At 30.0% G+C, this 13,159-nt stretch carries 9 protein-coding genes; 5 read left to right on the forward strand and 4 right to left on the reverse strand.

All coding sequences use genetic code 11. From position 1 onward, the window contains the following. The first annotated feature begins 67 nt into the window (after positions 1-67). The 3 genes from uvrC to IC213_RS17340 all read left to right on the forward strand — a co-directional run bounded on the left by uvrC (position 68) and on the right by IC213_RS17340 (position 4,756). Positions 68-1,885, forward strand: coding sequence for an excinuclease ABC subunit UvrC (gene uvrC, locus IC213_RS17330; protein WP_227831767.1), 1,818 nt, complete (start codon positions 68-70; stop codon positions 1,883-1,885). Next, on the forward strand, positions 1,885-2,814 hold the full coding sequence (gene hprK / locus IC213_RS17335) for an HPr(Ser) kinase/phosphatase (protein WP_227435572.1): 930 nt from the start codon (positions 1,885-1,887) through the stop codon (positions 2,812-2,814). Before uvrC ends, hprK begins: the two co-directional genes overlap by 1 nt. A gap of 151 nt (positions 2,815-2,965) precedes the next feature. Further along, positions 2,966-4,756, forward strand: a complete 1,791-nt coding sequence (locus IC213_RS17340) for a MutS-related protein (RefSeq protein WP_227831766.1) — start codon at positions 2,966-2,968, stop codon at positions 4,754-4,756. Between the two features lie 122 nt (positions 4,757-4,878). Here IC213_RS17340 and IC213_RS17345 read toward each other — a convergent pair whose 3' ends face one another. The 4 genes from IC213_RS17345 to cls form a co-directional block, all read right to left on the reverse strand. Beyond that, positions 4,879-6,660, reverse strand: coding sequence for an NADH-dependent [FeFe] hydrogenase, group A6 (locus tag IC213_RS17345; RefSeq protein ID WP_227435576.1), 1,782 nt, complete (start codon positions 6,658-6,660; stop codon positions 4,879-4,881). A gap of 22 nt (positions 6,661-6,682) precedes the next feature. Next, positions 6,683-8,569, reverse strand: coding sequence for an NADH-quinone oxidoreductase subunit NuoF (locus IC213_RS17350; protein WP_227831765.1), 1,887 nt, complete (start codon positions 8,567-8,569; stop codon positions 6,683-6,685). A gap of 16 nt (positions 8,570-8,585) precedes the next feature. Further along, a complete protein-coding gene (locus IC213_RS17355; RefSeq protein ID WP_227435580.1) occupies positions 8,586-9,083 on the reverse strand; it encodes a complex I 24 kDa subunit family protein in 498 nt (165 codons plus the stop codon). A gap of 315 nt (positions 9,084-9,398) precedes the next feature. Next, positions 9,399-10,880: a cardiolipin synthase gene (cls, locus tag IC213_RS17360; RefSeq protein WP_227435582.1), complete on the reverse strand. Its 1,482-nt coding sequence runs from the start codon at positions 10,878-10,880 to the stop codon at positions 9,399-9,401. Between the two features lie 317 nt (positions 10,881-11,197). Here cls and IC213_RS17365 point away from each other — a divergent pair, with 317 nt between their 5' ends. Both IC213_RS17365 and murB read left to right on the forward strand, forming a co-directional pair. Further along, on the forward strand, positions 11,198-11,968 hold the full coding sequence (locus IC213_RS17365) for a formate/nitrite transporter family protein (RefSeq protein WP_227435585.1): 771 nt from the start codon (positions 11,198-11,200) through the stop codon (positions 11,966-11,968). Between the two features lie 273 nt (positions 11,969-12,241). After that, positions 12,242-13,156, forward strand: coding sequence for a UDP-N-acetylmuramate dehydrogenase (gene murB, locus IC213_RS17370; RefSeq protein WP_227435587.1), 915 nt, complete (start codon positions 12,242-12,244; stop codon positions 13,154-13,156). Positions 13,157-13,159: the final 3 nt, after the last annotated feature.

The raw sequence follows: 13,159 nt of genomic DNA on the forward strand, positions 1-13,159 counted from the left end.
ATAACTTTTTAATTTTCACATTTTAGGGTATAATTTTAATATAAAACTTAATGTTTTGGAGGGCGATATGTTTGATATACAAGACCACTTAAAAAAATTACCTTCTGAGCCTGGTGTATATTTAATGAAGGATAAATACGACCATATAATATATGTGGGAAAAGCCATATCTCTAAAAAATAGAGTAAGGCAGTATTTTCAATCTTCAAAAAACCATACATCTAAAGTAAAATCTATGGTTAAGAATATATATAAATTTGAATACATTATAACAGATTCAGAGTTGGAAGCATTAATACTTGAATGTAATTTAATAAAAAGATATAGACCAAAGTATAATGTGTTACTTAGAGATGATAAAACTTACCCATATATTAAGGTGACTACAAATGAAGATTATCCAAGGATTTTAAAGGTTAGAAGGGTTCTTAAAGATAAAGCAAAGTATTTTGGACCATATACTAATATAACTGCGGTAAATGATACTTTAGACCTTATAAACAGTACCTATCCAATAAGAAGTTGTAAAATTGACATAGAAAAAGCGATAAAAAATAAAACAAGACCTTGTTTAAACTTACACATAAATAAGTGCTTAGGACCTTGTACAGGAAATGTATCCAAAGAAGAATATGGAAAGATGATAGAAGAAATTATAATGTGTCTATCGGGGAAAGAAGAAAAGTTGATGGAGCTCTTAAAAGAAAAGATGAATGAGAGTTCTATGAATTTTAGATTTGAAGAAGCAGCTATATATAGAGATAAAATAAAGAGTCTTGAAGAAATGATACAAAAACAAAAAATAGATGCTACTGTAACCGATTTAAATCAGGATGTAGTTGCGATGGCAAGAGCTCATAATGAAGCCTGTGTACAAGTATTTTTTATTAGAAATGGTAAGATTGTTGGGAGAGAACACTTTATACTAGAAGGGATAATGGATAGCCCAAGAGCTTCTATATTGAGTTCATTTGTAAAACAATTTTACAATGAGCAAGAATATATACCTAAAGAACTAATTATAGAAGATGAGATAGAAGACAGTTGTATATTAGAAGAATGGCTATCGTCTAAAAAAGGGCAAAAAGTAACAATAAGAGTACCACAAAAAGGAGAGAAAAAAAGCCTAGTTGAAATGGTGAGAAAAAATGCAGTAGAGTACCTTGAAAAATTTTCTGATATGAACAAAAGGAAATATGAAAAAAGTATTGGAGCATTAGAAGAATTAAAACGATTGTTAAACTTAGAAAAATTGCCAATAAGAATAGAGTCTTTTGATATATCAAATATACAAGGAGTAGATTCAATTGGCTCTATGGTAGTCTATACAAATGCTAAAAAAGATAAAAAAGAGTATAGAAGATATAAAATAAAAACAGTCATTGGACCTAATGATTATGATTCCATGGCTGAAATTGTAGATAGAAGATTGAAACATGGAAATTTACCTGACCTTATATTGTTGGATGGAGGAAAGGGACAGGTTAGCGCTGTAAAAAAAGTATTAGAACTTAATGATGTAGACATACCACTTTGGGGAATGTACAAAGACGATAAGCATAGGACTAAAGGGTTAATATGTAAAGAAAAAGAAATCGAGTTGGATAAGACAACTAGTTTATATAGATTTATTGCTAGTATACAAGAAGAAGTTCATAATTATGCAATAACATATCATAGAAGTCTAAGAAATAAAGCTTTGACAAAATCTATCTTAGATGATATACAAGGGATAGGTGAAAAAAGAAAAAAAGCACTGATGAGTCATTTTAAAGATGTAGAAGCCATAAAAGAAGCTACTTTTGAAGAACTTTTAGAAGTAGAAGGAATGAATAAAAGCATTGCAGAGAATGTTTATAATTTTTTTAGGAAGGAAGAAAATTGATGGAAACTAGCAATAAAGTATCAATAAGAGAAATAATAAAAGATTTAAAACTTAAAGTAGTATACATGCCTGATGATGTAGATTATTATGTATACTCTCAAGATATAAATAGACCAGGTTTACAATTTGCAGGATATTTTGATTACTTTGCATATGAGAGAATACAAATAGTTGGAAAAACAGAATATAATTTCTTTGGATTGATGGATAATGAAATTCGAGAAGAGGTACTAAATAGATTTTTCTCATATGAAATACCAGCTTTAATAATTTCTAGAGATTTAGAAATAAAACCAGATGTGATTGAAAAGGCTAAAAAGTATAAGAGAATACTTTTAAGTACAAACAGAAACACAACTAGACTTATAAATAGATTATCAAACTATTTAGATAATAAGTTAGCACCACATACAACGATTCATGGAGTTTTAGTTGATATTTATGGTATAGGTGTTTTGATAAAGGGTGAGAGTAGTATAGGAAAGTCAGAAACAGCATTAGAACTAATTCAGAGAGGTAATAGATTAGTTGCAGATGATGCTGTAGAAATAAGAAAATTAGATGAAAGTATGTTGATGGGTCAGTCTCCTGAATTAATAAGACATTTCCTAGAGATAAGAGGAATAGGTATAATAGACGTCAGAAGTCTATATGGTGTAGGAGCTATCAAAAATTCTAAAATGATAGATTTAGTAGTACATTTAGAAGCTTGGGATGAAAATAAGTATTATGATAGGCTTGGATTAGATAAAGAATATGAAGAAATACTTGGTGTTAATGTAGAGAAGTTAGTTGTTCCTGTAAAGCCTGGAAGAAATACTGCTATGATACTAGAAGTAGCAGCAATGAATTTTAGACAAAGAGGAATGGGGTATGATGCAGCTCAAGAATTTACTAAGAAACTATCAAAACTTATTGATACTAAGTAATAGAGAGTGCATATAAAATAAAATTGTATAGAATAGTTATAAAATATATATTATATAATTGGAGTTTAAATTAGCTTTTAAGGTTATTAGTTTAAATTTAATACTATATTTAAATTTATTATATGATAAGGAAGTTGGAGTCTTTATGGGAATGAACTATTTTAGTAAGCTTTTAGAAAGTACTACTGAAAAAGAACTGCTCTTAAATAAAAAATCAAATAATATAAGTACAGCTAGATTAATATCTTTTTTAATATTGATAGCGGGATTTGCTATTGGATTTTACAATAAAAATATAGTAGGTATTTTTGTTGGAATTGTAGCATTGATTCTATTTATTTCACTTTTAGTTATTCATAATAAAATAAAAGAGGAAGAATCGTATTTTAAGAGTAAGTGTGAAGTGCTGGATAAGTATGTTAAGAGATTTGGTGATGAGTGGAAAGAATTCAAAATAGATGGAAAAGAATATATACAAGAAGAAAATTCACAAGCAAAAGATTTAGACTTATTTGGAAGAGCATCACTATATCAGTATATTTGTATAGCTAATACATCCTATGGAAAGAAGTCTTTAGCTAAGTCCTTATGGAATGAAAATCCAAACGATAATATAATCCTAGAAAGACAAACAGCAGTAAAAGAGCTATTATCAAAACAGGATTTTTCTATCCATATTCAGACCTTGAGTAATATAATTGGTAAGGAACAAAAAACCAACTCTGATGGAAGTATAGAGTCATTTATAGAGTATGGAGAAGATAAAAAAGTATATATACCTAAGTGGATGCATGTTTTTACTTGGGGTTTGCCTACTGCAACAATACTATCTTTTATATTTTTTATATTAGGGTTTTTGCCTGTGCTACCTGTTTTTTTACTTTTTGTACTTCAGCTAGGATTTGGTGGGTTTGGGAATACAAAGCTTATGCAGACTTTATCCCCATTATTCTCATTTAGTAGAAGTATACAAGTATATGAAAAGATGTTTGAAGTTTTAGAGAAAGAGACATTTGAAAGCCCATATTTAAAAGAATTACAAGCAAAACTTTCTAAAGGTAATGGTGTTTCAAAAGGTATTAAACAGCTGAACTCAATAGGTAATGCAGTAAACTTAAGATATAATCAAATAGTTTATATACTTGCTTGTGGTGTTCTTATGTGGAATTATCACTGTGCAGAATCTCTAGAAAGATGGAAAAGTGTATATGGAAATCAAATTAGAGGATGGCTTGAATCTATTGGAGAGTTTGAAGCTTTGATAAGTTTAACTATTATTGGTCAAGTAAAAGAAAATACATGTTTTCCAATAATAAAAAGCGAAAGTATTCCAAAGTTAGAAGTTGAAGAAGTATACCATCCATTAATAGCAGAGAAAAGTGTTGTAGCAAATTCAATAAAATTAAATTCTCAAACCTGTATCATTACAGGTTCAAATATGTCAGGGAAGACGACATTTTTAAGAAGTATTGGTGTAAATTTAGTATTGGCGTATGCAGGTGCTCCAGTATGTGCTAAAAATTTTGATGCCACATGTATGTATATATTTACATCTATGAGAATACAAGATGATGTAAGCCAAGGTATATCAACTTTTTATGCTGAAATTCTCAGAATAAAATCAATGATTCAATATAGTATAAAAGAATTACCGATGTTAGTTTTAGTTGATGAGATTTTTAAAGGAACTAACTCTGCTGATAGAATTATTGGAGCAAGTGAGGCAGTAAAGAAACTATCAAAGCCATGGATTATAAGTATGGTTACAACACATGATTTTGAGTTATGTGACCTTTCAAGTGGTGGAGATGTAGAGATTGTAAACTACCATTTTTCAGAGTACTATGTTGATGATAAAATCTATTTTGACTATGCCATAAAAGATGGAAGATGTAAGACTACAAATGCAAAACAGCTTATGAAAATGGCAGGGATACTTTAAGAAAGATAAGCGTAGAAATGTAGCTTATTATGATTAAAATAGAAAGGATTGTATAAAGTACTTAAAAGCACTTTATACAATCCTTTTATTTGAGAATATTTTAGTTTTCAATTTGTTAAAATTTATTTAGCTTCTTCACAAGCACATTCTTTTGGACATTCTTCATAAATACAACTCTTATCAAAGTAATGAGTATGAAGGTATTTATGAGCTACATCGCTATTTGGATCTCCAAAGAAGTCTTTATAAATAGCTTGTAAGTCAGGATTTTCATGAGACTTACGAATAGCCTTATTTCTATCTATCTCATACAATGCATTAGCACGTCTATCAATTATATCAGTATTACCATGATGGTAAGGTTGACCAGCTCCTCCAACACATCCACCAGGGCATGCCATAACTTCTATGATATGGTATTTACATTCTCCACTTCTAACTTTATCCATCATTTTTCTAGCATTTTTAAGTGTATTTACAATACATACATTGACTGTAGTTCCATCAACATCTATACTTGCTTCTCTGATTCCCTTAAGCCCTCTAACATTAGTAAAGTTTACATTATCTAAAGTTTTGTTAGTTATCTTTTCATATGAAGTACGTAGAGCAGCTTCTAAAACTCCACCACTTGCTCCAAATATAGACGCAGCACCAGTAGATTTTCCTAATGGATTATCAAAATCCTGGTCTTGAAGATTAGGTAAATCAATAGCAGCTTCTTTTATCATCTTAGCTAGCTCTCTAGTAGTTATAGAAAGGTCAACATCTAATATTCCAGATTCACTTAATTCTTCTCTTGAAGCTTCATACTTCTTAGCTACACAAGGCATTACAGATACAACATAAAGGTCATCTGGATTAATTCCTAGTATTTTAGGTGCATAGTAATTCTTAGCTATAGAACCAAACATACCTTGAGGAGATTTACAGCTAGATGCTAGATTTAATTGGTCTGGATAATTGTGTTCTAAGAAGTTTACCCATGCAGGGCAACAGCTTGTTAATATAGGTAGATTTTCACCTTTTTGAATTCTTTCTATAAATTCAGTAGCTTCTTCCATTATAGTGAAGTCTGCACCAAAGTTTGTATCGAATACATGCTCAAACCCAAGTGCTTTTAAAGCAGCAACCATTTTTCCTGTAGATATTGAACCTGGTTCTAATCCAAACTCTTCACCAATAGCAACTCTTACAGCAGGGGCAACTTGCACTACTATAGTTTTTTCTTTTTTATTTAAAACATCCCATAGTTTAGGAACATTATCTACTTCTGTTAACGCTCCAGTTGGACAGACAGAAATACATTGGCCACAGAATGTACACTCTGTTTCAACCATATCAGCATTAAAAAATGTACTAACTAAAGTATTAAATCCACGATTAACTCCAGATAATGCTCCAACTGTTTGGATATCATTACATACAGTTTCACATCTTCTGCATAATATACATTTAGAATGGTCTTTAACTAAAGATTTAGTAGAGGTATCTTTACCTGCAAAAGACTTAGAACCTTGATATCTTATCTTTCTTACTCCTAAATCAGCAGCTATAGTTTGTAATTCACAGTCTCCATTTTTTTCACATATAAAGCAATCTTGTGGATGGTCTGATAATAGTAACTCAACAATAGTTCTACGAGCATTTAATGCTTTAGCACTATTAGTTTGAACTCTCATACCTTCCTTTATAACTGTTCCACAAGCTGGAACTAAACCTCTCTCTGTCTCAACCATACAAACACGACAAGAAGCACAAGTATCAAGCTTATCTATCTCATTCATATGTAAATGACAAAGGTTATGTATTTTTATATTTATTAGTTTTGCAGCATCTAAGATAGAAGTTCCACTAGGTGCTGAAACATGTTTGCCATTGATAGTTAAATTAACTAAACTCATTGTTATTCCTCCTCCAAATAAGTTATTTCTTGATTATAGCATTAAATGTACAATTATCTATACAAGCACCACATTTTAGACACTTAGAAGTATCTATTGTATGTTGTTCTTTAACAGAACCTGTTATACAACCAGCAGGACACACTCTAGAACATTTTGTACAACCCTTACAAGCATCTGTTATGAAGTAAGAAAGTAAGTTTTGACATTTGCCAGCAGGACATTTCTTATCTACAACATGTGCTATATACTCATCTTTGAAATATTGAAGAGTACTTAAAACAGGGTTTGGAGCAGCTTTACCAAGACCACATAATGAAGCAGTTTGTATAGTTTCAGCAAGGTTTTCTAGGTCGTCTAAATCTTGTAGAGTACCATTACCTTCTGTAATTTTAGTTAATATTTCTAATAATCTCGTAGTACCTATACGACAAGGTGTACATTTACCACAAGATTCTTCAACAGTAAACTCAAGGAAGAATTTGGCTATATCTACCATACAGTCAGATTCATCAAGAACAAGCATACCACCAGAACCCATCATTGAGCCTATAGAGCTTAATGAACCAAAATCTATAGGTATATCTAAATGTTCAGTTGGTATACATCCACCAGACGGTCCACCTGTTTGAACTGCCTTGAAGTTTTTGCCTTCAGGAATTCCTCCACCAATTTCAAATACAATATCTCTTAAAGTAGTACCCATTGCAACTTCAACAAGACCTACATTTTCTACTTTTCCACCAAGAGCAAAAACTTTAGTACCACTAGAATCATCAGTACCTAAGTTAGCAAACCAATCTCCACCATTAAGTATGATTGCTGGAATATTAGCAAAAGTTTCAACATTGTTTAAGCAAGTAGGAGATTTCCATAATCCACTTTTAGAAGAACTATAAGTCTTCATTCTAGGTTCACCACGTCTACCTTCAATTGAATGCATTAAAGCTGTACCTTCACCACAAACGAAAGCTCCTGCACCGTATTTTAATTCTAATTTGAAGTTAAATCCAGTACCTAAAATATTTTCACCAAGTAAGCCATGTGCTTCAGCTTGAGCTATAGCTACTTTTAGTCTTTCTATAGATTTTGGATATTCAGCTCTTATATATATGTACCCTGTATCAGAACCTATAGCATATCCACATATTGCCATAGCTTCTAGTACACTATGAGGGTCTCCTTCAAGTACAGATCTATCCATGAATGCACCAGGGTCTCCTTCATCAGCATTACAGACAACGAATTTTTTATCAGTTGGGCCAGCAGGATTCTTTGAAGCAGCTTCCCATTTAGAACCTGTAGGGAATCCAGCTCCTCCTCTACCACGAAGACCAGAAGTCTTTACTTCTGCAATAACTTCTTGAGGAGTAAGAGTCGTTAAACATTTACCTAGAGCTAAATAACCATCATTAGCAATATAATCCTCTAAACTATCTGGGTCTATAAGCCCACAATTCTTTAGAGCTATACGTAATTGTTTTTTGTAGAAAGACATTTCTTCTTGTGCTTCTACTTTTTTATTTAAAGATTCTTCTTCATATAATAATTCCTCAACAACTGTATTTCTAATTAAGTGATTTTGAACTATCTTTTCAGCATCAGATGGTTCAACTTTCACATAGAAAACGTTATCAGGATAAACTTTTACGATAGGACCTTGAGCACAGAAACCAAAACAACCTGTTAAACGAACATCAACCTTGTCTTGTATTCCTGATTTTTTTATTTCATTTTCTAACTCACTAACTATTTCCATACTGTTTGAAGATGTACATCCAGTATCACAACAAACAAGTAATTCTCTTCTTAATACATTTTCCTTAGAATAATTTTTTCTTAGGCTAAGACTAGGTTTTAGCTCATCAGCTAAAACTTTTAATTCATCAAATGAATTTACTTTACGCATTATTTATTCACCCCTCTTAACAATTCAATTCTAATTCTCTATAAGTATCCAATATTTCGCTTACTTGATCTGGTTTTACTTTACCATAAACTTTACCATTTACAGTAACAACTGGAGCTAAACCACATGCCCCCAAACATCTTAAACCTTCTAAAGAAAATTTAAAATCACTAGTAGTTTCTCCAACTTTTATACCAAGCTGTTTTTCAAAAGCACTTAATATCTTATCAGCACCTTTTACAAAACATACAGTACCTAGACAGACACTTATTTTATACTTACCTACAGGTTCTGTAGTGAAATAAGAATAGAATGTAACAACCCCATATACCTTTGCAGGAGCTACTCCAAGTCTTTTAGCAACATGAAGTTGTACTTCTTTTGGAAGATATCCAAATATACCTTGAGCTTCATGTAGAACTTGTATCAAAGCACCTTCCTTTGTTGCAAGAGAGTCAATAAATATATCTAATTCGTCAAATAACTGCTTGTTGTGTGAAATAAAATCGCACATAACAAATCCCCCTTTTCTTTTTAAAGTTATTATTTTTCATAAAATAATTAACCATGAGTTGACACCAATATTATGTTGGTGAACAAAACCAAAACAATAAAGAAAGAATAATATACAACAATTTCTTTATTCATAAAAACAATGCAAAAAAGTTACCTATTAAAAAAAAACTATACTAGTCTATTATAATATAAAATAATTCAGAATAGTTAAAAAAAATAAAAAAAATGGACTGAATCCAATAAAAAAAAAATAATATATATAAAAAACTTTAAAAAATAAACCAAAAGGTAAAATTTTTATAAAATAAAAGATTTATAAAACTGATGATAATAGTCTAGAAATTGATTCCTTGATTTTTATATAAGTAGACCTAGAATTATATACATCTAATGTTATTTCTTTTGAATCTAAAATATCATTTTCAAATATAACTCTTTGCTCTAGTGCTTTTTTTGAAGAGTACATAAATGCATTTACTTCAAAATTAAGCTCAAAGCTTCTTATATCCATATTAGCTGTTCCTATAGAACATATAGAGTCATCTATAACTATTGTCTTAGCATGTAAAAATGCATTTTCACCATAAGTGTAGATTTTAGCTCCAAATTTTAAAAGTTCTCCAGCATATGAATATGATGCCCAGTATACAAAAGGATGGTCAGGTTTAGAAGGAATCATAATTCTTACATCAACACCAGATAAACAAGCTATTTTTAAAGTATCTATAAATGTTGAGTCAAGTATTAAATAAGGACTCTGTATGTATATATACTTTCTAGCTTTCTGAATCATTTTAAGGTAACCATATTTAATTTCATCAAGTTCTAATATATCTGGACCACTTGATACTATCTGAATCCCAATATTTTCAGAAGGACAATCAGAAGGTGTTTCACTTTCTACGAAGTACTTTTCTAAATCTAAATCTTCTTTAGTTGTATATCTCCAATCAAGGATAAACCTCATATTTAGGTCAATTACACAATCACCAGTAAGTTTAGTATGTGTATCTCTCCATAGACCAAATTTTGGATTTCTACCTAGATATTCGTCTCCAACATTGTATCCACCTACAAATCCTACTTTTCCATCAATGACAACTATTTTTCGGTGGTTTCTGTAGTTTAAGTTAAAGTTTACAATTTTTAAGAATGATGGAAAGAAACTTCCAACTTTAACACCACTTTCTTTTAATCTAGAAAGTGTACTATTTTTTAGTGTTCTACCACCAACGGCGTCAAATAAAAGTCTTACTTCTACACCTTCTTTGGCTTTATCTACTAGAATGTCAATTATTTCAGTTCCGATTTTGTCATCTTTGAAAATGTAAAACTGTATGTTTATATATTTCTTTGCTTTCTTAAGTTCTTCAAGAAGAGTGTTAAAAAATTGACTAGACTCAGCGTAAATCCACACATCGTTATTATTGGTATAATGAGCATTATTTGAATTAGCTAATGCATAAATCATATCCTTATGTTGATGTATCTCTGAATTAATTTCAGATGTAGATTGTAATTTAACTTGAGTATCTAGTATATTGCTTTTGATTATCTTATCATCCTTTTCTTTTAATCTAAACATATTGTTTTTTGAAATATTTCTGCCAAAAGCTATATAAAGTATAAATCCAAGAGCTGGTATTAATACTAATATAAGAAGCCATGTTAGAGTTGTATTTATATTTCTCTTTTCTCTAAAAATGAGATTTAGTATAACCATGAAATTAATTATATATATTGTAGTAACTGCTATTTCATATATTGACATTTCGAAAAATGATATATCAAACATAAAATTTCCTCCTTTAAATATTTATTAAAATAAGTAATTATATATAATAACACAAACATATATCTATTATATATAATACCTCAACAATAAAAAAGTAAAATAAATATTCGAAAGGTAAATTTTTCAAATTCAATATAAATTATTTCGAAATTAACAAAGTTGGTATATAATAAATAATATAATTATATGAGACAAGTATATATAAACATATAGTATATTTTTTATATTAATAAAATTTATTATATATCATATTGTTATTATATAATTATTGCCATAAAAAGACAAGGAAAAGTATAATTTTTAAGGGGGAAGGATTTATGAGTAAAGGATTCTTGACACCTGGGGAAACTGCACAAGCAACTATAAGTGCAGGCATTAAAAAAGCGAATATTTCAACACAAAATGCAATTTTATTAGGTTTACTTGGAGGAGCATTTATAGGTTTTGGGGCATTGGGTAGTATAATAATTAGTCAGACTTTTGGTAAGATAGACCCAGGAATAGCTAGTTTTTTAAGTGCTATGGTCTTTCCAGTAGGTCTTATGCTTGTAGTGGTAGCAGGGGCAGAATTATTCACTGGAAATACCTTAATGTTTATTCCACTTATGGATAAAAAAATAACATTAGGGAAAATGCTAAGAAACTGGGGATTAGTTTATTTTGCAAATCTAGTAGGTTCACTACTTTTAGTGGCACTTTTATATTATTCTTCTACATTAACAGGGGATGTAGCTACAAAAGCCATAGCTGTAGCAGAAGCTAAAGTTAATTCAACGATAGTTTCAATGTTTTTAAAAGCAATACTTTGTAACATTTTAGTAGTTTTAGCTGTATGGATGGCTACAGCATCTCAAGACATAGTATCTAAGTTAGCCTCATGTTGGACAGTAATAATGTTATTTGTGTTATGTGGATTCCAACATAGTGTTGCAAATATGTTTTTTATACCAATGGGAATGGCATTAGGAGCAGATATTACTATGGTTCAATTAATAACTAATTTGGTATTTGTAACGCTTGGAAATGTAGTTGGAGGTTCTATAATAGTTGGGGGAATTTATTATCTTTGCTATGTGAAAAATAGTTAGATAAATAATACGAATTAAATAGCCTTTTAAAGCATTGATATCAGCGATATTGATGCTTTTTTTAAATTATTTATGTTCTTTTATATGTTGTTATTTTTTTTTTTTTACTTTATTATATATTTATTGAATATAGTTTGGAATTAAAAAACTTAAAAATATGAAATCTGTATGATAAGCAAAATCATATATTATTGAATATAGTTAATACTATATATTAATATAATTTAGATAATAATGACAACTGAAGTTTAGTATAATTTGGGAGGAAATACAATGAATAATCAAGATATATATGAAAATTTATTAAATATATTAAGCAAAGATGATATAAAAATAGATGAACCTATGAAAAAACATATCTCATTTAGAGTTGGAGGGCCAGCCGATATATTGGTTAGACCTAGAACTGAAGAGCAGTTAAAAAATGTACTTCAATTAGTGAAAAAAGAGTCTATTCCATATTTAATAATTGGAAATGGCTCAAATATTCTAATTAAAGATGGTGGAATAAGAGGCATAGTAATAGAACTTGCAGACAACTTTAATTCTTATGAGATAAAGGGCACTAAAATAATTGCTCAGTCAGGAGCTTTATTATCTGTTTTAGGTAAAGCTCTTCAAAAACAAGAATTAAAAGGATTTGAGTTTGCCTCAGGTATACCTGGAACATTGGGTGGAGCATTAGCCATGAATGCAGGAGCATATGGTGGTGAAATGAAAGATATAGTAAAATCGGTAAGATTAATAGATATGGAAGGAAATATCTTTGAACTGTCAAATGAACAGATGGAATTTGGGTATAGAAAAAGTATAATAACGAAAAATGGGTATATAGCTTTATCAGCAGAAATAGATTTACAAAAAGGAAATTATGATGAAATAAAAAGTTTAATGGATGATTTAACAACAAGAAGAACAACTAAGCAACCATTAAATTTTGCTAGTGCAGGAAGTACATTTAAAAGACCAACAGGATATTTTGCAGGTAAGTTAATAGAAGAAACTGGACTAAGAGGACTTACTTTAAGAGGTGCTCAAGTATCTGAGAAGCATTGTGGATTTGTGATTAATTTAGGAGAAGCAAGTGCTAAAGATATTTTAGATTTAATATATGTTATAAAAAGTGCTGTATATGCCAAGTTTGGGGTTATGTTGGAAGAAGAAGTCAAAATACTTGGAGAGGATTAACAA

Source organism: Clostridioides sp. ES-S-0049-02, from assembly GCF_020658465.1.
GTDB lineage: Bacteria > Bacillota > Clostridia > Peptostreptococcales > Peptostreptococcaceae > Clostridioides.

Coding starts and splice junctions, on each gene's coding strand:
- uvrC (WP_227831767.1), top strand. CDS start 68: ATGTTTGATATACAAGACCACTTAAAAAAATTACCTTCTGAGCCTGGT.
- IC213_RS17350 (WP_227831765.1), bottom strand. CDS start 8,569: ATGCGTAAAGTAAATTCATTTGATGAATTAAAAGTTTTAGCTGATGAG.
- IC213_RS17365 (WP_227435585.1), top strand. CDS start 11,198: ATGAGTAAAGGATTCTTGACACCTGGGGAAACTGCACAAGCAACTATA.
- cls (WP_227435582.1), bottom strand. CDS start 10,880: ATGTTTGATATATCATTTTTCGAAATGTCAATATATGAAATAGCAGTT.
- murB (WP_227435587.1), top strand. CDS start 12,242: ATGAATAATCAAGATATATATGAAAATTTATTAAATATATTAAGCAAA.
- IC213_RS17345 (WP_227435576.1), bottom strand. CDS start 6,660: ATGAGTTTAGTTAATTTAACTATCAATGGCAAACATGTTTCAGCACCT.
- hprK (WP_227435572.1), top strand. CDS start 1,885: ATGGAAACTAGCAATAAAGTATCAATAAGAGAAATAATAAAAGATTTA.
- IC213_RS17355 (WP_227435580.1), bottom strand. CDS start 9,083: ATGTGCGATTTTATTTCACACAACAAGCAGTTATTTGACGAATTAGAT.
- IC213_RS17340 (WP_227831766.1), top strand. CDS start 2,966: ATGAACTATTTTAGTAAGCTTTTAGAAAGTACTACTGAAAAAGAACTG.